We start from the raw sequence: 23717 nt of genomic DNA, 5'->3' as shown, positions 1-23717 counted from the left end.
CAGCACTGAACGAAAATAAAGCAGTAACCCGCAATGTGTGCGAATTATTGGCAAAAGGCAACCACAGGCTGCCTTTTTCTTTGACTCTATGACGTTACAAAGTTAATATGCGCGCCCTATGCAAAAGGTAAAATTACCCCTGACTCTCGATCCGGTTCGTACGGCTCAAAAACGCCTTGATTACCAGGGTATCTATACCCCTGATCAGGTTGAGCGCGTCGCCGAATCCGTAGTCAGTGTGGACAGTGATGTGGAATGCTCCATGTCGTTCGCTATCGATAACCAACGTCTCGCAGTGTTAAACGGCGATGCGAAGGTGACGGTAACGCTCGAGTGTCAGCGTTGCGGGAAGCCGTTTACTCATCAGGTCTACACAACGTATTGTTTTAGTCCTGTGCGTTCAGACGAACAGGCTGAAGCACTGCCGGAAGCATATGAACCGATTGAGGTTAACGAATTCGGTGAAATCGATCTGCTTGCAATGGTTGAAGATGAAATCATCCTCGCCTTGCCGGTAGTTCCGGTGCATGATTCTGAACACTGTGAAGTGTCCGAAGCGGACATGGTCTTTGGTGAACTGCCTGAAGAAGTGCAAAAGCCAAACCCATTTGCCGTATTAGCCAGCTTAAAGCGTAAGTAATTGGTGCTCCCCGTTGGATCGGGGATAAACCGTAATTGAGGAGTAAGGTCCATGGCCGTACAACAGAATAAACCAACCCGTTCCAAACGTGGCATGCGTCGTTCCCATGACGCGCTGACCGCAGTCACCAGCCTGTCTGTAGACAAAACTTCTGGTGAAAAACACCTGCGTCACCACATCACTGCCGACGGTTACTACCGCGGCCGCAAGGTCATCGCTAAGTAATCACGCGTCTGCGTGATGAAGCTTAGTGAGGATTTTCCCCAGGCAACTGGGGAAAGACCAAACCGGGCGGCGACGATACCTTGACACGTCTAACCCTGGCGTTAGATGTCATGGGAGGGGATTTTGGCCCTTCCGTGACAGTGCCTGCAGCATTGCAGGCACTGAATTCTAATTCGCAACTCACTCTTCTTTTAGTCGGCAATCCCGACGCCATCACGCCATTACTTGCTAAAGCTGACTTTGAACAACGTTCGCGTCTGCAGATTATTCCTGCGCAGTCAGTTATCGCCAGTGATGCCCGGCCTTCGCAAGCTATCCGCGCCAGTCGTGGGAGTTCAATGCGTATGGCCTTGGAGCTGGTGAAAGAAGGTCGAGCGCAAGCCTGTGTCAGTGCCGGTAATACCGGGGCACTGATGGGGCTGGCAAAATTATTACTCAAGCCCCTGGAGGGGATTGAGCGTCCGGCGCTGGTGACGGTATTACCACATCAGCAAAAGGGCAAAACGGTGGTCCTCGATTTAGGGGCCAACGTCGATTGTGACAGCACAATGTTGGTGCAATTTGCCATTATGGGCTCAGTTCTGGCTGAAGAGGTGGTGGATATTCCCAATCCTCGCGTGGCGTTGCTCAATATTGGTGAAGAAGAAGTAAAGGGTCTCGACAGTATTCGGGATGCCTCAGCGGTGCTTAAAACAATCCCTTCTATCAATTATATCGGCTATCTTGAAGCCAATGAGTTGTTAACTGGCAAGACAGATGTGCTGGTTTGTGACGGCTTTACAGGAAATGTCACGTTAAAGACGATGGAAGGTGTTGTCAGGATGTTCCTTTCTCTGCTGAAATCTCAGGGTGAAGGGAAAAAACGGTCGTGGTGGCTACTGTTATTAAAGCGTTGGCTACAAAAGAGCCTGACGAGGCGATTCAGTCACCTCAACCCCGACCAGTATAACGGCGCCTGTCTGTTAGGATTGCGCGGCACGGTGATAAAAAGTCATGGTGCAGCCAATCAGCGAGCTTTTGCGGTCGCGATTGAACAGGCAGTGCAGGCGGTGCAGCGACAAGTTCCTCAGCGAATTGCCGCTCGCCTGGAATCTGTATACCCAGCTGGTTTTGAGCTGCTGGACGGTGGCAAAAGCGGAACTCTGCGGTAGCAGGACGCTGCCAGCGAACTCGCAGTTTGCAAGTGACGGTATATAACCGAAAAGTGACTGAGCGTACATGTATACGAAGATTATTGGTACTGGCAGCTATCTGCCCGAACAAGTGCGGACAAACGCCGATTTGGAAAAAATGGTGGACACCTCTGACGAGTGGATTGTCACTCGTACCGGTATCCGCGAACGCCACATTGCCGCGCCAAACGAAACCGTTTCAACCATGGGCTTTGAAGCGGCGACACGCGCAATTGAGATGGCGGGCATTGAGAAAGACCAGATTGGCCTGATCGTTGTGGCAACGACTTCTGCTACGCACGCTTTCCCGAGCGCAGCTTGTCAGATTCAAAGCATGTTGGGCATTAAAGGTTGCCCGGCATTTGACGTTGCAGCAGCCTGCGCAGGTTTCACCTATGCATTAAGCGTAGCCGATCAATACGTGAAATCTGGGGCGGTGAAGTATGCTCTGGTCGTCGGTTCCGATGTACTGGCGCGCACCTGCGATCCAACAGATCGTGGGACTATTATTATTTTTGGCGATGGCGCGGGCGCTGTGGTGCTGGCTGCCTCTGAAGAGCCGGGAATCATTTCCACCCATCTGCATGCCGACGGTAGTTATGGTGAATTGCTGACGCTGCCAAACGCCGACCGCGTGAATCCAGAGAATTCAATTCATCTGACGATGGCGGGCAACGAAGTCTTCAAGGTTGCGGTAACGGAACTGGCGCACATCGTTGATGAGACGCTGGCGGCGAATAATCTTGACCGTTCTCAACTGGACTGGCTGGTTCCGCATCAGGCTAACCTGCGTATTATCAGTGCAACGGCGAAAAAACTCGGTATGTCGATGGACAATGTCGTGGTGACGCTGGATCGCCACGGTAATACCTCTGCGGCCTCTGTCCCGTGCGCGCTGGATGAAGCTGTACGCGACGGGCGCATTAAGCCGGGGCAGTTGGTTCTGCTTGAAGCCTTTGGCGGTGGATTCACTTGGGGCTCCGCGCTGGTTCGTTTCTAGGATAAGGATTAAAACATGACGCAATTTGCATTTGTGTTCCCTGGACAGGGTTCTCAAACCGTTGGAATGCTGGCTGATATGGCGGCGAGCTATCCAATTGTCGAAGAAACGTTTGCTGAAGCTTCTGCGGCGCTGGGCTACGACCTGTGGGCGCTGACCCAGCAGGGGCCAGCTGAAGAACTGAATAAAACCTGGCAAACCCAGCCAGCGCTGTTGACTGCATCTGTTGCGCTGTATCGCGTATGGCAGCAGCAGGGCGGTAAAGCACCGGCAATGATGGCCGGTCACAGCCTGGGGGAATACTCCGCGCTGGTTTGCGCTGGCGTGATTGATTTCGCTGATGCGGTGCGTCTGGTTGAGATGCGCGGTAAGTTCATGCAAGAAGCCGTACCGGAAGGCACGGGCGCTATGGCGGCAATCATCGGTCTGGATGATGCGTCTATTGCGAAAGCGTGTGAAGAAGCTGCAGAAGGTCAGGTCGTTTCTCCGGTAAACTTTAACTCTCCGGGACAGGTGGTTATTGCCGGTCATAAAGAAGCGGTTGAGCGTGCTGGCGCTGCCTGTAAAGCTGCTGGCGCAAAACGCGCGCTGCCGTTACCAGTGAGCGTACCGTCTCACTGTGCGCTGATGAAACCAGCAGCCGACAAACTGGCAGTAGAATTAGCGAAAATCACCTTTAACGCACCAACAGTTTCTGTTGTGAATAACGTTGATGTGAAATGCGAAACCAATGGTGATGCCATCCGTGACGCACTGGTACGTCAGTTGTATAACCCGGTTCAGTGGACGAAGTCTGTTGAGTACATGGCAGCGCAAGGCGTAGAACATCTCTATGAAGTCGGCCCGGGCAAGGTGCTTACTGGCCTGACGAAACGCATTGTCGACACCCTGACCGCCTCGGCGCTGAACGAACCTTCAGCGATGGCAGCGGCGCTCGAGCTTTAAAAGAGGAAAATCATGAATTTTGAAGGAAAAATCGCACTGGTAACCGGTGCAAGCCGCGGAATTGGCCGCGCAATTGCTGAAACGCTCGCAGCCCGTGGCGCGAAAGTTATTGGCACTGCGACCAGTGAAAATGGCGCTCAGGCGATCAGTGATTATTTAGGTGCCAACGGCAAAGGTCTGATGTTGAATGTGACCGACCCGGCATCTATCGAATCTGTTCTGGAAAAAATTCGCGCAGAATTTGGTGAAGTGGATATCCTGGTCAATAATGCCGGTATCACTCGTGATAACCTGTTAATGCGAATGAAAGATGAAGAGTGGAACGATATTATCGAAACTAACCTTTCATCTGTTTTCCGTCTGTCAAAAGCGGTAATGCGCGCTATGATGAAAAAGCGTCATGGTCGTATTATCACTATCGGTTCTGTGGTTGGTACCATGGGAAATGGCGGTCAGGCCAACTACGCTGCGGCGAAAGCGGGCTTGATCGGCTTCAGTAAATCACTGGCGCGCGAAGTTGCGTCACGCGGTATTACTGTAAACGTTGTTGCTCCGGGCTTTATTGAAACGGACATGACACGTGCGCTGAGCGATGACCAGCGTGCGGGTATCCTGGCGCAGGTTCCTGCGGGTCGCCTCGGCGGCGCACAGGAAATCGCCAACGCGGTTGCATTCCTGGCATCCGACGAAGCAGCTTACATCACGGGTGAAACTTTGCATGTGAACGGCGGGATGTACATGGTCTGACCGCGATTTGCACAAAATGCTCATGTTGCGCGCAGTCTGCGTGGTTATGAGTAATAATTAGTGCAAAATGATTTGCGTTATTGGGGGGTAAGGCCTCAAAATAACGTAAAATCGTGGTAAGACCTGCCGGGATTTAGTTGCAAATTTTTCAACATTTTATACACTACGAAAACCATCGCGAAAGCGAGTTTTGATAGGAAATTTAAGAGTATGAGCACTATCGAAGAACGCGTTAAGAAAATTATCGGCGAACAGCTGGGCGTTAAGCAGGAAGAAGTTACCAACAATGCTTCTTTCGTTGAAGACCTGGGCGCGGATTCTCTTGACACCGTTGAGCTGGTAATGGCTCTGGAAGAAGAGTTTGATACTGAGATTCCGGACGAAGAAGCTGAGAAAATCACCACCGTTCAGGCTGCCATTGATTACATCAACGGCCACCAGGCGTAAGTGAACATCTCCAGGCGGTCGTTCGACCGCCTGAGTTTTATCTTTTTGTCCCACTAGAATCATTTTTCCCTCCTTGGAGGACAAACGTGTCTAAGCGTCGTGTAGTTGTGACCGGACTGGGCATGTTGTCTCCTGTCGGCAATACCGTAGAGTCTACCTGGAAAGCTCTGCTTGCCGGTCAGAGTGGCATCAGCCTAATCGACCATTTCGATACTAGCGCCTATGCAACGAAATTTGCTGGCTTAGTAAAGGATTTTAACTGTGAGGACATTATCTCGCGCAAAGAACAGCGCAAGATGGATGCCTTCATTCAATATGGAATTGTCGCTGGCGTTCAGGCCATGCAGGATTCTGGCCTTGAAATAACGGAAGAGAACGCAACCCGCATTGGTGCCGCAATTGGCTCCGGGATTGGCGGCCTCGGACTGATCGAAGAAAACCACACATCTCTGATGAACGGTGGTCCACGTAAGATCAGCCCATTCTTCGTTCCGTCAACGATTGTGAACATGGTGGCAGGTCATCTGACTATCATGTATGGCCTGCGTGGCCCAAGCATCTCTATCGCGACCGCCTGTACTTCCGGCGTGCACAACATTGGCCATGCTGCGCGTATTATCGCGTATGGCGATGCTGACGTGATGGTTGCAGGTGGCGCAGAGAAAGCCAGTACGCCGCTGGGCGTTGGTGGTTTTGGCGCGGCACGTGCATTATCTACCCGCAATGATAACCCGCAAGCGGCGAGCCGCCCGTGGGATAAAGAGCGTGATGGCTTCGTACTGGGCGATGGTGCCGGTATGCTGGTACTTGAAGAGTACGAACACGCGAAAAAACGCGGTGCGAAAATTTACGCTGAACTCGTCGGCTTTGGTATGAGCAGCGATGCTTATCATATGACGTCACCGCCAGAAAATGGCGCAGGCGCAGCTCTGGCAATGGCAAATGCTCTGCGTGATGCAGGCATTGAAGCGAGTCAGATTGGCTACGTTAACGCGCACGGTACTTCTACGCCGGCTGGCGATAAAGCTGAAGCGCAGGCGGTGAAAACCATCTTCGGTGAAGCTGCAAGCCGTGTGTTGGTAAGCTCCACGAAATCTATGACCGGTCACCTGTTAGGTGCGGCGGGTGCAGTAGAATCTATCTACTCCATCCTGGCGCTGCGCGATCAGGCTGTTCCGCCAACCATCAACCTGGATAACCCGGATGAAGGTTGCGATCTGGATTTCGTACCGCATGAAGCACGTCAGGTCAGCGGAATGGAATACACGCTGTGTAACTCCTTCGGCTTCGGTGGCACTAATGGTTCTTTGATCTTTAAAAAGATCTAAGTTGTCATTTTCCACCCATATAAAAGGTCCGCTTGCGGGCCTTTTTTCTTAGCTTTTATTCCGACTTGTTCCGTAGTGAACATGCTGCCACACTAACAATTCTCTGATAAGGAGCCGGTATGTTCTTAATTAACGGTTATAAGCAGGAATCGCTGGCAGTAAGCGATCGGGCAACGCAGTTTGGTGATGGTTGTTTTACCACCGCCAGAGTTATCGACGGTAAAGTCAGTTTGTTATCGGCGCATATCCAGCGACTACAGGATGCTTGTCAGCGGTTGATGATTTCCTGTGACTTCTGGCCTCAGCTTGAACAAGAGATGAAAACGCTGGCAGCAGAACAGCAAAATGGTGTGCTGAAAGTCGTGATCAGTCGCGGTAGTGGCGGGCGAGGGTACAGCACATTGAACAGCGGACCAGCAACGCGGATTCTCTCCGTTACGGCTTATCCTGCACATTACGACCGTTTGCGTAACGAAGGGATGACGTTGGCGCTAAGCCCGGTGCGGCTGGGGCGCAATCCTCATCTTGCAGGTATTAAACATCTTAATCGGCTTGAGCAAGTATTGATTCGCTCTCATCTTGAGCAGACAAACGCTGATGAGGCGCTGGTCCTTGACAGCGAAGGGTGGGTTACGGAATGCTGTGCGGCTAATTTGTTCTGGCGGAAGGGCAATGTAGTTTATACGCCGCGACTGGATCAGGCAGGTGTTAACGGCATTATGCGACAATTCTGTATCCGTTTACTGGCACAATCCTCTTATCAGCTTGTCGAAGTGCAAGCCTCGCTGGAGGAGGCGTTGCAGGCAGATGAGATGGTTATTTGTAATGCGTTAATGCCAGTGATGCCCGTACGTGCCTGTGGCGATGTCACCTTTTCGTCAGCAACGTTATATGAATATTTAGCCCCACTTTGTGAGCGCCCGAATTAGTCATGAAAAAAGTGTTATTGATTATCTTGTTATTGCTGGTGGTACTGGGTATCGCCGCTGGTGTGGGCGTCTGGAAGGTTCGCCATCTTGCCGACAGCAAATTGCTTATCAAAGAAGAGACGATATTTACCCTGAAGCCAGGGACCGGACGTCTGGCGCTCGGTGAACAGCTTTATGCTGATAAGATCATCAATCGCCCACGGGTTTTTCAATGGCTGCTGCGTATCGAACCGGATCTTTCTCACTTTAAAGCCGGGACTTACCGCTTTACACCGCAGATGACCGTGCGCGAGATGCTGAAATTGTTGGAAAGCGGTAAAGAAGCACAGTTCCCGCTGCGACTGGTAGAAGGGATGCGTCTGAGCGACTACCTCAAGCAATTGCGTGAGGCTCCGTATATCAAGCACACGCTGAGTGACGATAAGTACGCCACCGTAGCGCAGGCACTTGAACTGGAAAACCCGGAGTGGATTGAAGGTTGGTTCTGGCCAGACACCTTGATGTATACCGCCAATACCACCGATGTCGCGTTACTCAAGCGAGCTCACAAGAAAATGGTGAAAGCGGTCGATAGCGCCTGGGAAGGGCGTGCGGACGGTCTGCCTTATAAAGATAAAAATCAGCTGGTGACGATGGCATCAATTATCGAAAAAGAAACCGCCGTTGCCAGTGAACGCGATCAGGTTGCCTCGGTATTTATCAACCGTTTACGCATTGGTATGCGCCTGCAGACCGACCCAACCGTGATTTACGGGATGGGAGAGCGTTATAATGGCAAACTTTCTCGTGCAGACCTGGAAACGCCGACAGCGTATAACACCTATACCATTACCGGTTTGCCGCCGGGTGCGATAGCTACGCCGGGGGCGGATTCGCTGAAGGCTGCTGCGCATCCGGCAAAAACGCCGTATCTCTATTTTGTGGCCGATGGTAAAGGTGGTCACACGTTTAATACCAATCTTGCCAGTCATAACAAGTCTGTGCAGGATTATCTGAAAGTGCTTAAGGAAAAAAATGCGCAGTAAGTATATCGTCATTGAGGGGCTGGAAGGCGCAGGCAAAACTACCGTGCGTAATGTGGTGGTTGAGACGCTCGAGCAACTGGGTATCCGCGACATGGTTTTCACTCGGGAACCTGGCGGTACGCAACTTGCCGAAAAGTTAAGAAGCCTGGTGCTGGATATCAAATCGGTAGGCGATGAAGTCATTACCGATAAAGCCGAAGTTCTGATGTTTTATGCCGCGCGCGTTCAACTGGTAGAAACGGTCATCAAACCTGCGCTGGCTAACGGCACCTGGGTGATTGGCGATCGCCACGATCTCTCCACTCAGGCGTATCAGGGCGGAGGACGTGGTATTGACCAACATATGCTGGCAACACTGCGTGATGCTGTTCTCGGGGATTTTCGCCCCGACTTAACGCTCTATCTCGATGTTACCCCGGAAGTTGGCTTAAAACGCGCGCGTGCGCGCGGCGAGCTGGATCGTATTGAGCAAGAGTCTTTCGATTTCTTTAATCGCACCCGCGCCCGCTATCTGGAACTGGCTGCACAAGATAAAAGTATTCATACCATTGATGCCACCCAGCCGCTGGAGGCCGTGATGGATGCAATCCGCACTACCGTGACCCACTGGGTGAAGGAGTTGGACGCATGAGATGGTATCCATGGTTACGACCTGATTTCGAAAAACTGGTAGCCAGCTATCAGGCCGGAAGAGGTCACCATGCGCTACTCATTCAGGCGTTACCGGGCATGGGCGATGATGCTTTAATCTACGCCCTGAGCCGTTATTTACTCTGCCAACAACCGCAGGGCCACAAAAGTTGCGGTCACTGTCGTGGATGTCAGTTGATGCAGGCTGGCACGCATCCCGATTACTACACCCTGGCTCCCGAAAAAGGGAAAAATACGCTGGGCATTGATGCGGTACGTGAGGTCACCGAAAAGCTGAATGAGCACGCACGCCTAGGTGGTGCGAAAGTTGTCTGGGTAACCGATGCTGCCTTACTGACCGACGCCGCGGCTAACGCATTGCTGAAAACGCTTGAAGAGCCACCAGCAGAAACCTGGTTTTTCCTGGCTACCCGCGAGCCTGAACGTTTACTGGCAACATTACGTAGTCGTTGTCGGTTACATTACCTTGCGCCGCCTCCAGAACAGTACGCCGTGACTTGGCTTTCACGCGAAGTGACAATGTCACAGGATGCATTACTTGCAGCATTGCGCTTAAGCGCCGGTTCGCCTGGCGCGGCACTGGCGTTGTTTCAGGGAGATAACTGGCAGGCTCGTGAAACATTGTGTCAGGCGTTGGCATATAGCGTGCCATCGGGCGACTGGTATTCGCTGCTGGCGGCCCTTAATCATGAACAAGCTCCGGCGCGTTTACACTGGCTGGCAACGTTGCTGATGGATGCGCTAAAACGCCATCATGGCGCTGCGCAGGTGACCAATGTTGATGTGCCGGGCCTGGTCGCCGAACTGGCAAACCATCTTTCTCCCTCGCGCCTGCAGGCTATACTGGGGGATGTTTGCCACATTCGTGAACAGTTAATGTCTGTCACAGGCATCAACCGCGAGCTTCTCATCACCGATCTTTTACTGCGTATTGAGCATTACCTGCAACCGGGCGTTGTGCTACCGGTTCCTCATCTTTAAGAGAGACATCATGTTTTTAGTCGACTCACACTGCCATCTCGATGGTCTGGATTATGAATCTTTGCATAAGGACGTGGATGACGTTCTGGCGAAAGCCGCCGCACGCGATGTGAAATTTTGTCTGGCAGTCGCCACAACATTACCGGGTTATTTACATATACGGGATCTGGTAGGCGAACGTGACAACGTCGTATTTTCTTGTGGCGTGCATCCACTCAACCAGAATGATCCCTACGATGTAGAAGATTTACGCCGTCTGGCGGCAGAAGAGGGTGTTGTAGCGCTGGGTGAAACCGGGCTGGATTATTATTACACACCGGAAACTAAAGTACGTCAGCAAGAGTCCTTCATCCATCATATCCAGATTGGTCGTGAACTGAACAAGCCGGTTATCGTCCATACCCGTGACGCCCGTGCCGATACGCTGGCAATTCTGCGCGAAGAAAAAGTGACGGATTGCGGTGGCGTACTACACTGTTTTACAGAGGACAGAGAAACGGCGGGTAAATTACTGGATCTCGGATTTTACATCTCCTTTTCCGGCATTGTGACCTTCCGTAATGCGGAGCAACTGCGCGATGCTGCGCGTTATGTCCCCCTGGATCGATTACTGGTGGAAACTGACTCACCTTACCTTGCGCCGGTACCGCATCGAGGAAAAGAGAATCAACCTGCGATGGTTCGTGACGTTGCAGAATACATGGCTGTGTTGAAAGGTGTTGCCGTTGAAGAACTGGCGCAGGTAACCACCGATAACTTCGCCCGTCTGTTTCACATCGACGCTTCCCGCCTTCAATCCATCCGTTGAATGAGTTTTTTTAAAGCTCGTAATTAATGGCTAAAACGAGTAAAGTTCACCGCCGAAAATTGGGCGGTGAATAACCGCGTTTGAAATATTGTGACATATGTTTTGTCAAAATGTGCAACTTCTCCAATGATCTGAAGTTGAAACGTGATAGCCGTCAAACAAATTGGCACTGAATTATTTTACTCTGTGTAATAAATAAAGGGCGCTTAGATGCCCTGTACACGGCGAGGCTCTCCCCCCTTGCCACGCGTGAGAACGTAAAAAAAGCACCCATACTCAGGAGCACTCTCAATTATGTTTAAGAATGCATTTGCTAACCTGCAAAAGGTCGGTAAATCGCTGATGCTGCCGGTATCCGTACTACCTATCGCAGGTATTCTGCTGGGCGTCGGTTCCGCGAATTTCAGCTGGCTGCCCGCCGTTGTATCGCATGTTATGGCAGAAGCAGGCGGTTCCGTCTTTGCAAACATGCCACTGATTTTTGCGATCGGTGTCGCCCTCGGCTTTACCAATAACGATGGCGTATCCGCGCTGGCCGCAGTTGTTGCCTATGGCATCATGGTTAAAACCATGGCCGTGGTTGCGCCACTGGTACTGCATTTACCTGCTGAAGAAATCGCCTCTAAACACTTGGCGGATACTGGCGTACTCGGAGGGATTATCTCCGGTGCGATTGCAGCGTACATGTTTAACCGTTTCTACCGTATTAAGCTGCCTGAGTATCTTGGCTTCTTTGCCGGTAAACGCTTTGTGCCGATCATTTCTGGCCTGGCTGCCATCTTTACTGGCGTTGTGCTGTCCTTCATTTGGCCGCCGATTGGTTCTGCAATCCAGACCTTCTCTCAGTGGGCTGCTTACCAGAACCCGGTAGTTGCGTTTGGCATTTACGGTTTCATCGAACGTTGCCTAGTACCGTTTGGTCTGCACCACATCTGGAACGTACCTTTCCAGATGCAGATTGGTGAATACACCAACGCAGCAGGTCAGGTTTTCCACGGCGACATTCCGCGTTATATGGCGGGTGACCCGACTGCGGGTAAACTGTCTGGTGGCTTCCTGTTCAAAATGTACGGTCTGCCAGCTGCCGCAATTGCTATCTGGCACTCTGCTAAACCAGAAAACCGCGCGAAAGTGGGCGGTATTATGATCTCCGCGGCGCTGACCTCGTTCCTGACCGGTATCACCGAGCCGATCGAGTTCTTCTTCATGTTCGTTGCGCCGATCCTGTACATCATCCACGCGATTCTGGCAGGCCTGGCATTCCCAATCTGTATTCTTCTGGGGATGCGTGACGGTACGTCGTTCTCGCACGGTCTGATCGACTTCATCGTTCTGTCTGGTAACAGCAGCAAACTGTGGCTGTTCCCGATCGTCGGTATCGGTTATGCGATTGTTTACTACACCATCTTCCGCGTGCTGATTAAAGCACTGGATCTGAAAACGCCGGGTCGTGAAGACGCGACTGAAGATGCAAAAGCAACAGGTACCAGCGAAATGGCACCGGCTCTGGTTGCTGCATTTGGTGGTAAAGAAAACATTACTAACCTCGACGCATGTATTACCCGTCTGCGCGTCAGCGTTGCTGATGTGTCTAAAGTGGATCAGGCTGGCCTGAAGAAACTGGGCGCAGCGGGCGTAGTGGTTGCTGGTTCTGGTGTTCAGGCGATTTTCGGTACTAAATCCGATAACCTGAAAACCGAGATGGATGAGTACATCCGTAACCACTAATCCGTAAGACGTTGGGGAGACTAAGGCAGCCAGATGGCTGCCTTTTTTACAGGTGTTATTCAGAATTGATACGTGCCGGTAATGCTGAAATTACGCGGTGCGCCGTAGACGATAGAACCTTCCATGTTGGTATCGTAGGTTTTGTCGAACAGGTTATTGACGTTCCCCTGTAACGAGAAGTTTTTCGTCACCTGGTAGCGGGTGAAGAGATCCACCAGCGCGTAGCTACCTTGCTCGGCGCGGAAGGTGCCATACGGTGTCACGGTGTCGGTATACACGCGATTTTGCCAGTTAACACCACCGCCGACTGTCAACTCTGGCATGACAGGCAACCGATAGCTGGTGAACATTTTAACCGTGGTGCGTGGCAGATTAGGATTAACGGCGTTTCCTTCGTTATCCTCTGCAATATAGCGCGTTGCGCCAAATGTCAGCTGCCAGTTGTCGGTAATTGCGCCGTTGAGTTCAAATTCCACCCCTTTACTGACTGTCCCATCCACCGCTTTATAGGCGGTTTCGCCGTTGCTGCCGGGGATAGGTGTACCGGTGGACTGAGCGACATTATCCTGCTCAATACGGAAGATGGCTAACGTGGTGGTCAGACGGCTATTCATCCAGTCCGATTTCAGACCCAGCTCGTAGTTGTTACCGGTGATTGGAGCCAGATATTTGCCTGAACTGTCACGATCATTTTGCGGCTGGAAAATAGAGGTATAGCTGGCGTAGGTCGACCAGTTGTCATTGATGTCAAACACCAGACCAGCGTAAGGCGTGGTGTGGTTTTTCTCCATGCTGTAAGTCAGCGTATCAACCCGCCAGTTGGTATAACGTGCGCCGAGGATCAGATGCAGCGGATCGGCAAGGGTGACACGAGTGGCAGCATATAACGATTTCATATGTGTGGTATCGTCCTGCGCCAGGCTCTGTGGTGACCAGTCGGTTTGTGGGAAATTGCCATTAAAGTTGTAGAAACTGCCAATTTCATCCGGGAAGATGTTGGCCCATGAACTGAAGTAACGATTGTTTTGTTTGCTGTAACTGCCACCAAACATTAGATTGTGCTGACGACCAAACAATTCATAACTACCGTCAGCGAACAAATCCAGCGCATCAACTTTACGTTTGCCACTGTTCCAACCGGTGCCGCCGACATGATCAAAGCCAGGTCCATAATTACTGTATGGCCCAACCAGCATACCATCCGCTTTGTTTACATAGGCATCGACATACATCATTTTACTGTCAAATTCGACTTCAGAGTGGGTGGCATTCAGTGTCGCTTGCCAGGTATCAGCAAACCGCTGCTTCAGGGTCATAAAGACCTTGTTGATCTCTTTATCGTTGTACGCCCAGTCAGGTGCGGTACTGCGTGCGCGATCGTAACTGTTGCTGCTGCCATCAGTATTCCAGCGCGGTAAACCGCCCCAGGTTGGGCCATTAACATCAATGCGCTGATATTCGTAACCGGCTGAAAGCGTCGTAAGATCGCCTAAATCAGCATCGACAATGCCCGAGAAGAAGGTCTTTTCACTATTGTAGCGGTCCAGCCATGAGTCGTTATTCTGGTAGCCGCCGACAATTCGCGCGCGGATTTTACCGTCTTCGGTGAGTGGGCTTTGTAAATCCGCCACATACCGTTCTTTGTTCCAGCTACCGTATTCCGCCGAGACATCGCCTTTAAATTCACGACTGGTCGCGTGTTTTCGAACCATATTAATTGCCGCAGATGGATTACCCGTCCCGGTCATGAGTCCTGTCGCGCCACGCACTACTTCTACGCGTTCAAACAGTGCCATATCAGAAAGTGCGTCGCCCAGATTCCAGCGCGATTCAAAATAGGTGGGGATACCATCAACCATATAGTTATCGATCTGGAATCCGCGGGAATAATAAAGAGCACGATCGGAATCCGCCTGACTTTTGCTGATCCCCAGCGTGTTTTCCATCACTTCGCCCAGCGTTTGTAACTGCTGATCTTCCATCCGCTGCTGGCTAACAATAGTGACCGACTGAGGAATATCACGTTGAGTCATCTGCATTTTGGTACCCGCAGAGGTAGACGTTACGCTGTAATCATTTTCGCCATCATCTGGAGCTGTGGCTGAACCCTCAACAATCACAGTTTCTTCAGTGGCTGGTGCAGCAAAAGCGGCAGAAGGTAATAGTGCCAGTGCTATGCAACCGGCAAGTAGTGACGGTTTGGTGATGGCTTGATATTGATTATCCCTGTTAAATTGTGTTGAAAGCATTTGAAATCTCTTGGTTTATGTTGTCGTCAGGCTCATGCCGGAGGAGGGTGATGAGCGGTTATATTTAGTGTGCGAATAATTTTTCTTGCAAATGCAAATGAGAAATATACGCATTCATATTTGTCGTGTAAACCAAACAGAGAATGTCTTTTCAGCGCATTCGCAGGCAGAAATGGGAATAATGGCGATATATACGGCAGCAAAACGATTTTTTGCTTAAGAAATCGTGAGTTAAGGTTGAAAGAGCTGGTTTAACTCGACCATACTCTATACTCGCAGTGTGGCGCGGCGTAGCATGGCGCAACGCATGGCTATTTGAAAAAGGAAAATGTCGTGGCAGAAGAAACTATATTCAGCAAAATTATTCGTCGTGAGATCCCCTCCGATATCGTCTACCAGGATGATCTGGTAACGGCGTTTCGCGATATTTCGCCGCAAGCGCCAACGCATATTCTGATCATTCCGAATATCCTCATTCCGACTGTGAACGACGTGTCAGCTGAGCATGAGCAGGCGCTGGGACGCATGATCACCGTAGCGGCAAAAATTGCTGAGCAAGAAGGTATTGCCGAAGATGGCTATCGTCTGATCATGAATACCAACCGCCATGGCGGACAAGAGGTTTACCACATCCATATGCACTTGTTGGGTGGCCGTCCGCTGGGACCAATGCTGGCGCATAAAGGTCTGTAACGATGAGAAAAGGATGCTTTGGGCTGGTGTCTCTGGTGTTGTTACTGCTGGTGGGCTGTCGTTCACATCCGGAAATTCCGGTGAATGATGAGCAATCGCTGGTGATGGAGTCATCTTTATTGGCTGCGGGCATCAGTGCAGAAAAGCCCGTCCTTTCGACGTCTGATATTCAACCTTCAGCATCCTCAACGCTTTATAACGAAAGGCAAGAACCCGTTACCGTTCATTATCGTTTTTACTGGTATGACGCCAGAGGGCTGGAGATGCATCCTCTGGAAAGGCCACGCAGCGTTACCATTCCCGCACATTCGGCGGTAACGCTGTACGGCAGCGCCAATTTTCTGGGGGCGCACAAAGTCAGACTTTATCTATATTTGTAAAGGGGTGAATCTTGATGACAAAAATGAGTCGCTACGCCTTGATTACCGCGCTGGCGATGTTTCTCGCCGGGTGTGTGGGGCAACGTGAACCTGCACCGGTAGAAGAAGTGAAACCAGCGCCGGAACAACCAGCCGAGCCACAACAGCCTGTCCCCACAGTGCCCTCGGTGCCGACGATCCCGCAGCAGCCAGGCCCAATTGAGCACGAAGATCGAACGGCACCGCCTGCGCCGCATATTCGCCATTATGACTGGAATGGCGCAATGCAGCCGATGGTCAGTAAGATGCTTGGGGCTGACGGGGTGACTGCGGGTAGCGTCCTGCTGGTTGATAGCGTTAACAACCGTACTAACGGTTCGCTGAATGCCGCAGAAGCGACCGAAACGCTGCGAAATGCGCTGGCTAATAACGGGAAATTTACCCTGGTTTCCGCCCAGCAACTGTCGATGGCTAAGCAACAGTTAGGTTTGTCGCCGCAGGACAGTTTAGGCACCCGTAGTAAAGCCATAGGCATTGCCCGCAATGTCGGCGCTCATTACGTGCTGTACTCCAGCGCCTCTGGCAACGTTAACGCTCCGACCCTACAAATGCAGCTGATGCTGGTGCAGACGGGCGAAATTATCTGGTCAGGTAAAGGTGCCGTTTCGCAGCAATAATCCCATCACGCGCGACGAATTGCTGTCGCGCTTTTTCCCGCAGTTTCATCCCGTCACGACGTTTAATAGTGGGCTTAGTGGCGGTAGTTTTCTCATTGAACATCAGGGCCAGCGTTTTGTTGTGCGTCAGCCGCACGATCCTGATGCGCCGCAGTCCGCGTTCTTGCGCCAGTATCGGGCTTTATCACAACTACCCGCAAGCATTGCACCGAAGCCGCATTTATATCTCCGTGACTGGATGGTAGTCGACTATCTGCCCGGCGCGGTAAAAACGTATTTGCCGGATACCAACGAACTGGCAGGCTTGCTGTATTATCTACATCAACAACCACGTTTTGGCTGGCGAATAACGCTGTTGCCCTTACTGGAACTGTACTGGCAGCAAAGCGATCCGGCGCGGCGGACTGTGGGTTGGCTGCGAATGTTAAAACGTCTGCGCAAAGCGCGGGAACCACGACCTTTACGCTTAAGTCCATTGCATATGGATGTCCACGCCGGAAATTTAGTGCATAGCGCATCAGGGTTAAAACTCATCGACTGGGAGTATGCGGGAGATGGTGATATCGCGCTGGAACTGGCGGCGGTGTGGGTGGAAAATACTGAACAGCACCGGCAATTGGTCAATGACTATGCCACTCGCGCGAAGATTTATCCGGCGCAATTATGGCGTCAGGTCAGGCGATGGTTTCCCTGGCTGCTGATGCTCAAAGGAGGGTGGTTTGAGTACCGCTGGCGACAAACCGGCGATCAACAATTTATCAGGCTGGCCGATGACACCTGGCGGCAGCTATTAATAAAACAATAAGGAGAGCAGTGTGGGTCCAGTAATGTTGGATGTCGAAGGTTACGAACTGGACGCGGAAGAGCGTGAAATACTGGCGCATCCGCTGGTGGGAGGGCTGATTCTCTTTACGCGTAACTATCATGATCCTGCCCAGTTACGTGAACTGGTGCGCCAGATCCGCGCAGCATCGCGCAATCATCTGGTGGTGGCGGTAGATCAGGAAGGTGGACGCGTGCAGCGTTTTCGCGAAGGTTTTACCCGCTTACCGGCAGCACAATCCTTTGCTGCGCTGTTGGGAATGGAAGAGGGCAGCAAACTGGCGCAAGAGGCGGGTTGGCTGATGGCCAGCGAAATGATCGCTATGGATATTGATATCAGCTTTGCGCCAGTGCTGGATGTCGGGCATATCAGCGCGGCGATTGGCGAGCGTTCTTATCATGCCGATCCACAAAAAGCCCTGGCAATTGCCAGCCGGTTTATTGATGGTATGCATGAAGCCGGAATGAAAACGACCGGGAAACACTTCCCAGGACACGGTGCAGTAACGGCAGACTCACACAAAGAAACACCGTGCGATCCACGTCCACAAGCGGAGATTCGCGCTAAAGATATGTCGGTCTTCAGTTCCTTAATCCGCGAAAATAAACTCGACGCCATTATGCCTGCGCATGTGATCTACAGTGATGTTGATCCGCGTCCGGCGAGCGGTTCTCCCTACTGGCTGAAAACCGTTTTGCGTCAGGAACTGGGTTTTGACGGCGTGATTTTCTCTGACGATTTATCGATGGAAGGTGCCGCGATTATGGGCAGTTATGCCGAACGCGGGCAGGCATCACTGGATGCGGGTTGCGATATGATCCTGGTCTGCAATAATCGTAAAGGGGCCGTCAGCGTGTTAGATAATCTGTCACCGATCAAGGCAGAACGTGTTACACGTTTGTATCATAAAGGTTCATTTTCGCGACAGGAACTGATGGACTCGGCTCGCTGGAAAGCGATCAGCACCCGTCTGAATCAGTTACATGAACGCTGGCAGGAAGAGAAAGCAGGTCACTAACCCTGGCTTATGTGAGGAAGCGATGATTATCTATTTACACGGTTTTGACTCTAACAGTCCGGGTAACCACGAGAAAGTCTTACAATTGCAGTTTATTGACCCGGATGTACGCTTGATAAGCTACAGTACGCGGCATCCGAAACATGATATGCAGCATCTGCTTAAAGAAGTGGACAAAATGTTGCAACTGAACGTTGACGAGCGTCCGCTAATTTGCGGCGTTGGCCTGGGCGGATACTGGGCGGAACGGATTGGTTTTCTTTGCGATATCCGCCAGGTGATCTTCAACCCTAATTTGTTCCCTTATGAGAACATGGAAGGCAAGATTGATCGCCCGGAAGAGTATGCCGATATTGCCACTAAGTGTGTGACCAACTTCCGCGAGAAGAATCGCGATCGTTGTCTGGTTATTTTGTCGCGTAATGATGAAGCACTTAACAGCCAGCGGACATCTGAAGAGTTGCATCATTATTACGAGATTGTCTGGGACGAAGAGCAGACGCACAAATTCAAGAATATCTCCCCGCATTTACAGCGCATTAAAGCGTTCAAAACCCTCGGGTAAATGCCCTCGTCGCATCAGGTAACCTTGCCGGTACCTGATGCGCTCCGAATTCTGTAAGTCGGATAAGGCGTCCACGCCGCATCCGACAGTCGAGCATCAATGCCTGATGCGATGCTGCGCATCTTATCAGGACGACCAAACGCCCTCGATATACGCTTCACCCTATATTACTCTTCCGAATTTGCTCAAATAATAAACAATAAACTCTATTTTTTGATCTCCCCCGGTAAAGTTGCCTATCTTTTAAGCAACAAAACTTGATTAACATCAATTTTGGTATGACCAATGCACCATTCATGTTATTCTCAATAGCGAAGAACATTTTCATTGCTGTAACCTGTTGTTAATTAAGAGCTATGTTAATAACCATTAATTAACAATTGGTTAATAAATTTAAGGGGGGCACGTTGACTACGCCATTGAAAAAGATTGTGATTGTCGGCGGCGGTGCTGGTGGGCTGGAAATGGCAACACAGCTGGGGCATAAGCTGGGACGTAAGAAAAAAGCCAAAATTACGCTGGTCGATCGTAACCACAGCCACCTGTGGAAACCGCTGCTGCACGAAGTGGCGACTGGCTCGCTTGATGAAGGCGTCGATGCGTTGAGCTATCTGGCCCATGCGCGCAATCATGGTTTCCAGTTCCAGTTGGGTTCCGTCATTGATATTGATCGTGAAGCGAAAACAATCACTATTGCAGAACTACGCGACGAGAAAGGTGAACTGCTGGTTCCGGAACGTAAAATCGCCTATGACACCCTGGTCATGGCGCTGGGTAGCACCTCTAACGATTTCAATACGCCAGGCGTCAAAGAGAACTGCATTTTCCTCGATAACCCGCACCAGGCGCGTCGCTTCCACCAGGAGATGCTGAATCTGTTCCTGAAATACTCTGCCAACCTGGGCGCAAATGGCAAAGTGAACATTGCGATTGTCGGCGGCGGCGCGACGGGTGTAGAACTCTCCGCTGAATTGCACAACGCGGTCAAGCAACTGCACAGCTACGGTTACAAAGGCCTGACCAACGAAGCCCTGAACGTAACGCTGGTAGAAGCGGGAGAACGTATTTTGCCTGCATTACCGCCACGTATCTCTGCTGCGGTCCACAACGAGCTAACGAAACTTGGCGTTCGCGTGCTGACGCAAACCATGGTCACCAGTGCTGATGAAGGCGGCCTGCACACTAAAGATGGCGAATATATTGAGGCTGATCTGATGGTATGGGCAGCCGGGATCAAAGCGCCAGACTTCCTGAAAGATATCGGTGGTCTTGAAACTAACCGTATCAACCAGCTGGTGGTGGAACCGACGCTGCAAACCACTCGCGATCCAGACATTTACGCTATTGGCGACTGCGCGTCATGCCCGCGTCCGGAAGGGGGCTTTGTTCCGCCGCGTGCTCAGGCTGCACACCAGATGGCGACTTGCGCAATGAACAACATTCTGGCGCAGATGAACGGTAAGCCGCTGAAAAATTATCAGTATAAAGATCATGGTTCGCTGGTATCGCTGTCGAACTTCTCCACCGTTGGTAGCCTGATGGGTAACCTGACGCGCGGCTCAATGATGATTGAAGGACGAATTGCGCGCTTTGTATATATCTCGCTATACCGAATGCATCAGATTGCGCTGCATGGTTACTTTAAAACCGGATTAATGATGCTGGTGGGGAGTATTAACCGCGTTATCCGTCCGCGTTTGAAGTTGCATTAATCGACGTACACTGGCGGATGTGGCATAAACGCCTTATCCGCCCTGGACAAATGGTACGAGCGGTAGGCCTGATAAGACGCGTTAAGCGTCGCATCGGGCATTCCTTCAGACTCCTCCGAATCCTTAAGTATTTCCAGTCATTCCCGCGCTTTTCATCTTCTGTCTGATAGCTGCTTTTCTCCTTCGCTTGCATGATTGGCATAACTGCAAAGAAGGAGGTGTTCCCGTGAATAAATCAATGTTGGCGGGTATCGGGATTGGTGTCGCAGCTGCGTTGGGCGTAGCGGCAGTGGCCAGTCTGAACGTGTTTGAACGGGGCCCGCAATACGCTCAGGTTGTTTCTGCAACCCCAATCAAGGAAACGGTTAAAACACCGCGTCAGGAGTGTCGCAACGTCACAGTGACCCATCGTCGACCGGTGCAGGATGAAAATCGCATTACCGGGTCGGTGCTCGGCGCTGTTGCTGGTGGCGTGATAGGGCATCAGTTTGGTGGTGGTCGCGGTAAAGATGTCGCCACTGTTGTGGGGGCGCTGGGTGGTGGAAATGCCGGTAACCAGATCCAGGGCTCTCTCCAGGAAAGCGATACTTACACGACTACGCAACAGCGTTGTAAAACGGTGTATGACAAGTCAGAAAAAATGCTCGGTTATGATGTGACCTATAAGATTGGCGATCAGCAGGGCAAAATCCGCATGGACCGCGATCCGGGTACGCAGATCCCGCTAGATAGTAACGGGCAACTGATTTTGAATAACAAAGTATAACAAGGCTGTACTCTGCAATTTGGCCCCTCATTCGCTCAGGCTGAGGGGCTTTTTTTGCGACTTATTTCACCAGTTCGGGCCATAAACGCAAAGTCGTTCCGGCAATCTGCATCAGTTTTTCCAGCGATGCACCTTCGCGTGCGCTGATCGACATCCCCTGAATAATACAATTAAGGAATTCTGCCAGATGTGTCACGTCACAGTGGGTCGGGATTTCCCCGCGCGCTTGTCGTTGACATAAAAACTGCTGCAAAGTGCGCTCTTGCATCGCATGGCGTGATTTCAACGTATTGGCGATATCTCCTGAATCTGGGGGGAGGGTGGTGCAGTTGTTGATCATGAAGCAGCCTGCCGGGGTGTCTTTGCTGGTAAAGCAGTTGGCGATGGCAGCAAAATAGTCAGCCAGCGCAGACTCCACGCTTTTCTCTTCACAAAACAGCTGTGCTTCATGCTTAGCGGCAAAACGATCGATATAGCGGTCGAGAACGGCACGAAATAACCCCTCTTTGTTGGTAAATTCCGCGTATAGCGTGGGCGCTTTGGCTCCGGTCGCTTCGACGAGGTCCGCAAGAGAAGTCGCTTCATAACCGTGTTGCCAGAACAATTTCATGGCCTTATCAAGCGCGGCATCCCTGTCGAACACTTTTGGGCGGCCACGGTTTTTTTTTACACATTGTGTTGAGTCAGTTGCCATGATGCCGTTGTACCTGGTGACTGTGAATGAAAGGTTATTATAAAAATAATCACCTCCGTTCACCAGTCCAGATCCCATAAAAATAATTTCTTTCTATTTAACTGAAATTTAAAGATTTTTAAATTAATTAATGATTGTTATAAAAAATATCTTGTATGTGATCCAGATCACATCTATCATTTAGTTATCGATCGTTAAGTAATTTCTTGCGACGTCATTCATCTGCATAAGGCCACTATTATGAAAAACGTAAAAACCCTCATCGCTGCGGCGATTTTAAGCTCCATGTCATTTGCCAACTTTGCGGCTGTCGAAGTTCAGTCAACGCCAGAAGGCCAACAAAAAGTCGGTACTATCAGTGCTAACGCGGGGACAAATCTGGGATCGCTGGAAGAGCAGCTGGCGCAAAAAGCGGATGAGATGGGCGCAAAATCTTTCCGTATTACTTCTGTAACCGGTCCGAATACCCTCCATGGAACAGCAGTAATTTATAAATAAGCATTAACCCTCATTAATGCCTGCTACTGCTGATTTTTTCCCCGCGACATGCCGTGTCGCGGGGATTTTTTTTATCCAGGATTTACAGAGTTTGTGGGCTCACTTGATGACGGCGGACATCCACCGGCATCCCGGAACGGACATCCATCACATGTTGCATCACTTCAGCGTCAGTTTGTGCTGCATCTTTAAATGATTGCATTGCGCTATTCAGCGTAATTGGCAGCAGCTGCGGATCGTCATCAATCTTCTCTGACAGCGGCTGATGTACTTCAACCAGACGCGCACCGTTTGGTTCGGCAGAGACTTTTATCGGAGTGTTGATGATATTCACTTTGGTGCCTGGGGTGACCTGGCTAAAGAGTGTTTTGATATCGTCATCCCGCAGACGAATACAGCCAGAACTTACCCGCATGCCAATGCCGAAATCGGCGTTCGTACCGTGAAGCAAATAAACGCCGCCATAGGCCGCCAGACGAATCGCATGATGGCCCATTGGGTTATCCGGTCCAGCCGGCACTACCGCAGGCAACTCAATTCCCTGTGCTTTATAACGGGCGCGGATGTTTGCCGTTGGCGTCCAGGTTGGGTTTGCACGTTTGTCTGAAACGGTGGTCACCATTGTCGGTGTCACCACCTAACTGACCAATACCTATTGGATACACGGTTACCGAATTTTTACCCGGCGGGTAGTAATAGAGACGCAGCTCCGCAATGTTGATCACAATGCCTTCGCGCGGCGCGTCTGGAAGTAGGGTTTGCAACGGGATCGTTAACACGCTGCCCGCGCGCGGTACGTAAGGATCAACGCCGGGGTTAGCCTGTAACAGAGCGAGAAAGCCGACGTTATATTTTTTGGCGATGGCTTCCAGAGAACCACCGTCATTTTCCACCACATGAAATTTGTTTTCGCCAACCAGACGACTGCTCGCTGGCGGCAGCGGCCAGGTGTTGGCTTTTGCCGGTAGCGCCAGCGCCACGGCAGCGGCGAACGTAAAAAACGTTAGCCAGCGAGAAAAACGCGTTTTGATCATCAC

Annotated in this window: 25 protein-coding genes and 1 pseudogene; 23 read left to right on the top strand and 3 right to left on the bottom strand. The window is 51.1% G+C overall.

The window, feature by feature from the left end:
• The first annotated feature begins 118 nt into the window (after window positions 1-118).
• From yceD to ptsG, 14 genes are all read left to right on the top strand, one after another.
• Window positions 119-640: a 23S rRNA accumulation protein YceD gene (yceD, locus tag ACUU1M_RS00845; RefSeq protein ID WP_001174482.1), complete on the top strand. Its 522-nt coding sequence runs from the start codon at window positions 119-121 to the stop codon at window positions 638-640.
• 51 nt (window positions 641-691) lie between these two features.
• Window positions 692-865 (top strand): 50S ribosomal protein L32, encoded by a 174-nt coding sequence (gene rpmF, locus ACUU1M_RS00840; protein WP_000290727.1) that lies wholly within the window; start codon window positions 692-694, stop codon window positions 863-865.
• Between the two features lie 80 nt (window positions 866-945).
• Complete coding sequence (gene plsX, locus ACUU1M_RS00835) at window positions 946-2016, top strand: phosphate acyltransferase PlsX (RefSeq protein WP_000197566.1); 1071 nt, start codon at window positions 946-948, stop codon at window positions 2014-2016.
• 67 nt (window positions 2017-2083) lie between these two features.
• Window positions 2084-3037, top strand: coding sequence for a beta-ketoacyl-ACP synthase III (fabH, locus tag ACUU1M_RS00830; protein WP_000288140.1), 954 nt, complete (start codon window positions 2084-2086; stop codon window positions 3035-3037).
• A gap of 15 nt (window positions 3038-3052) precedes the next feature.
• Complete coding sequence (fabD, locus tag ACUU1M_RS00825; protein WP_000191374.1) at window positions 3053-3982, top strand: ACP S-malonyltransferase; 930 nt, start codon at window positions 3053-3055, stop codon at window positions 3980-3982.
• Window positions 3983-3994: 12 nt separating this feature from the next.
• On the top strand, window positions 3995-4729 hold the full coding sequence (gene fabG, locus ACUU1M_RS00820) for a 3-oxoacyl-ACP reductase FabG (protein WP_001008535.1): 735 nt from the start codon (window positions 3995-3997) through the stop codon (window positions 4727-4729).
• 210 nt (window positions 4730-4939) lie between these two features.
• Window positions 4940-5176, top strand: a complete 237-nt coding sequence (gene acpP, locus ACUU1M_RS00815) for an acyl carrier protein (RefSeq protein ID WP_000103754.1) — start codon at window positions 4940-4942, stop codon at window positions 5174-5176.
• An 86-nt stretch (window positions 5177-5262) separates the two neighbouring features.
• Window positions 5263-6504, top strand: coding sequence for a beta-ketoacyl-ACP synthase II (fabF, locus tag ACUU1M_RS00810; protein ID WP_000044679.1), 1242 nt, complete (start codon window positions 5263-5265; stop codon window positions 6502-6504).
• A 119-nt stretch (window positions 6505-6623) separates the two neighbouring features.
• Window positions 6624-7433 carry an aminodeoxychorismate lyase gene (gene pabC / locus ACUU1M_RS00805; protein WP_000478708.1) on the top strand — a complete coding sequence of 270 codons (810 nt, stop codon included), beginning with the start codon at window positions 6624-6626 and terminating at the stop codon, window positions 7431-7433.
• A 2-nt stretch (window positions 7434-7435) separates the two neighbouring features.
• Complete coding sequence (yceG, locus tag ACUU1M_RS00800) at window positions 7436-8458, top strand: cell division protein YceG (RefSeq protein WP_000756820.1); 1023 nt, start codon at window positions 7436-7438, stop codon at window positions 8456-8458.
• Entirely contained in the window at window positions 8448-9089 is a 642-nt protein-coding gene (tmk, locus tag ACUU1M_RS00795) for a dTMP kinase (protein WP_001257017.1), read from the top strand. The genes yceG and tmk overlap by 11 nt, the downstream gene beginning before the upstream one ends.
• A complete protein-coding gene (gene holB / locus ACUU1M_RS00790) occupies window positions 9086-10090 on the top strand; it encodes a DNA polymerase III subunit delta' (protein ID WP_001267941.1) in 1005 nt (334 codons plus the stop codon). Before tmk ends, holB begins: the two co-directional genes overlap by 4 nt.
• Window positions 10091-10100: 10 nt before the next feature.
• The gene (locus tag ACUU1M_RS00785) at window positions 10101-10898 is read left to right on the top strand and encodes a metal-dependent hydrolase (protein ID WP_000480234.1); all 798 of its coding nucleotides are present in this window, start codon (window positions 10101-10103) and stop codon (window positions 10896-10898) included.
• A 294-nt stretch (window positions 10899-11192) separates the two neighbouring features.
• Entirely contained in the window at window positions 11193-12626 is a 1434-nt protein-coding gene (gene ptsG / locus ACUU1M_RS00780) for a PTS glucose transporter subunit IIBC (RefSeq protein WP_000475710.1), read from the top strand.
• Window positions 12627-12685: 59 nt separating this feature from the next.
• On the opposite strand, the gene fhuE is transcribed toward ptsG, so the two are convergent.
• Window positions 12686-14875 (bottom strand): ferric-rhodotorulic acid/ferric-coprogen receptor FhuE, encoded by a 2190-nt coding sequence (gene fhuE / locus ACUU1M_RS00775; protein ID WP_000953435.1) that lies wholly within the window; start codon window positions 14873-14875, stop codon window positions 12686-12688.
• A 333-nt stretch (window positions 14876-15208) separates the two neighbouring features.
• Here fhuE and hinT point away from each other — a divergent pair, with 333 nt between their 5' ends.
• From hinT to ACUU1M_RS00735, 8 genes are all read left to right on the top strand, one after another.
• Window positions 15209-15568 carry a purine nucleoside phosphoramidase gene (gene hinT / locus ACUU1M_RS00770; RefSeq protein WP_000807125.1) on the top strand — a complete coding sequence of 120 codons (360 nt, stop codon included), beginning with the start codon at window positions 15209-15211 and terminating at the stop codon, window positions 15566-15568.
• A 2-nt stretch (window positions 15569-15570) separates the two neighbouring features.
• Window positions 15571-15948 (top strand): YcfL family protein, encoded by a 378-nt coding sequence (locus tag ACUU1M_RS00765; protein ID WP_001225297.1) that lies wholly within the window; start codon window positions 15571-15573, stop codon window positions 15946-15948.
• Window positions 15949-15962: 14 nt separating this feature from the next.
• The gene (lpoB, locus tag ACUU1M_RS00760) at window positions 15963-16604 is read left to right on the top strand and encodes a penicillin-binding protein activator LpoB (RefSeq protein ID WP_000164451.1); all 642 of its coding nucleotides are present in this window, start codon (window positions 15963-15965) and stop codon (window positions 16602-16604) included.
• Window positions 16585-17409, top strand: coding sequence for a thiamine kinase (thiK, locus tag ACUU1M_RS00755; RefSeq protein WP_001116580.1), 825 nt, complete (start codon window positions 16585-16587; stop codon window positions 17407-17409). Before lpoB ends, thiK begins: the two co-directional genes overlap by 20 nt.
• A gap of 10 nt (window positions 17410-17419) precedes the next feature.
• A complete protein-coding gene (nagZ, locus tag ACUU1M_RS00750) occupies window positions 17420-18445 on the top strand; it encodes a beta-N-acetylhexosaminidase (RefSeq protein WP_000529311.1) in 1026 nt (341 codons plus the stop codon).
• Between the two features lie 22 nt (window positions 18446-18467).
• Complete coding sequence (ycfP, locus tag ACUU1M_RS00745; protein WP_000587933.1) at window positions 18468-19010, top strand: alpha/beta hydrolase YcfP; 543 nt, start codon at window positions 18468-18470, stop codon at window positions 19008-19010.
• A 407-nt stretch (window positions 19011-19417) separates the two neighbouring features.
• Entirely contained in the window at window positions 19418-20722 is a 1305-nt protein-coding gene (ndh, locus tag ACUU1M_RS00740; RefSeq protein ID WP_005074381.1) for an NADH-quinone dehydrogenase, read from the top strand.
• A 226-nt stretch (window positions 20723-20948) separates the two neighbouring features.
• Window positions 20949-21488, top strand: coding sequence for a glycine zipper 2TM domain-containing protein (locus ACUU1M_RS00735; RefSeq protein WP_001043455.1), 540 nt, complete (start codon window positions 20949-20951; stop codon window positions 21486-21488).
• A gap of 61 nt (window positions 21489-21549) precedes the next feature.
• Here ACUU1M_RS00735 and comR read toward each other — a convergent pair whose 3' ends face one another.
• On the bottom strand, window positions 21550-22182 hold the full coding sequence (comR, locus tag ACUU1M_RS00730; protein WP_024260846.1) for a TetR family copper-responsive transcriptional repressor ComR: 633 nt from the start codon (window positions 22180-22182) through the stop codon (window positions 21550-21552).
• Between the two features lie 240 nt (window positions 22183-22422).
• Between comR and bhsA the strand changes: the two genes are divergently transcribed.
• Window positions 22423-22680, top strand: coding sequence for a multiple stress resistance protein BhsA (bhsA, locus tag ACUU1M_RS00725; protein ID WP_000800146.1), 258 nt, complete (start codon window positions 22423-22425; stop codon window positions 22678-22680).
• Window positions 22681-22762: 82 nt separating this feature from the next.
• Here bhsA and ldtC read toward each other — a convergent pair.
• A pseudogene (gene ldtC / locus ACUU1M_RS00720) lies at window positions 22763-23717 on the bottom strand (L,D-transpeptidase LdtC).

The organism is Shigella sp. SIG6 (genome assembly GCF_053555815.1).
Note: the sequence above shows the minus strand (reverse complement) of the source record. Positions and strands in the feature narration are given on the sequence as shown.

Excerpts from the sequence above, each read along its gene's own strand:
- yceD (WP_001174482.1), top strand. The coding sequence starts at position 119 with ATGCAAAAGGTAAAATTACCCCTGACTCTCGATCCGGTTCGTACGGCT.
- rpmF (WP_000290727.1), top strand. The coding sequence starts at position 692 with ATGGCCGTACAACAGAATAAACCAACCCGTTCCAAACGTGGCATGCGT.
- fabH (WP_000288140.1), top strand. The coding sequence starts at position 2,084 with ATGTATACGAAGATTATTGGTACTGGCAGCTATCTGCCCGAACAAGTG.
- fabD (WP_000191374.1), top strand. The coding sequence starts at position 3,053 with ATGACGCAATTTGCATTTGTGTTCCCTGGACAGGGTTCTCAAACCGTT.
- fabG (WP_001008535.1), top strand. The coding sequence starts at position 3,995 with ATGAATTTTGAAGGAAAAATCGCACTGGTAACCGGTGCAAGCCGCGGA.
- acpP (WP_000103754.1), top strand. The coding sequence starts at position 4,940 with ATGAGCACTATCGAAGAACGCGTTAAGAAAATTATCGGCGAACAGCTG.
- pabC (WP_000478708.1), top strand. The coding sequence starts at position 6,624 with ATGTTCTTAATTAACGGTTATAAGCAGGAATCGCTGGCAGTAAGCGAT.
- yceG (WP_000756820.1), top strand. The coding sequence starts at position 7,436 with ATGAAAAAAGTGTTATTGATTATCTTGTTATTGCTGGTGGTACTGGGT.
- tmk (WP_001257017.1), top strand. The coding sequence starts at position 8,448 with ATGCGCAGTAAGTATATCGTCATTGAGGGGCTGGAAGGCGCAGGCAAA.
- holB (WP_001267941.1), top strand. The coding sequence starts at position 9,086 with ATGAGATGGTATCCATGGTTACGACCTGATTTCGAAAAACTGGTAGCC.
- ACUU1M_RS00785 (WP_000480234.1), top strand. The coding sequence starts at position 10,101 with ATGTTTTTAGTCGACTCACACTGCCATCTCGATGGTCTGGATTATGAA.
- ptsG (WP_000475710.1), top strand. The coding sequence starts at position 11,193 with ATGTTTAAGAATGCATTTGCTAACCTGCAAAAGGTCGGTAAATCGCTG.
- fhuE (WP_000953435.1), bottom strand. The coding sequence starts at position 14,875 with ATGCTTTCAACACAATTTAACAGGGATAATCAATATCAAGCCATCACC.
- ACUU1M_RS00765 (WP_001225297.1), top strand. The coding sequence starts at position 15,571 with ATGAGAAAAGGATGCTTTGGGCTGGTGTCTCTGGTGTTGTTACTGCTG.
- lpoB (WP_000164451.1), top strand. The coding sequence starts at position 15,963 with ATGACAAAAATGAGTCGCTACGCCTTGATTACCGCGCTGGCGATGTTT.
- ycfP (WP_000587933.1), top strand. The coding sequence starts at position 18,468 with ATGATTATCTATTTACACGGTTTTGACTCTAACAGTCCGGGTAACCAC.
- comR (WP_024260846.1), bottom strand. The coding sequence starts at position 22,182 with ATGGCAACTGACTCAACACAATGTGTAAAAAAAAACCGTGGCCGCCCA.
- bhsA (WP_000800146.1), top strand. The coding sequence starts at position 22,423 with ATGAAAAACGTAAAAACCCTCATCGCTGCGGCGATTTTAAGCTCCATG.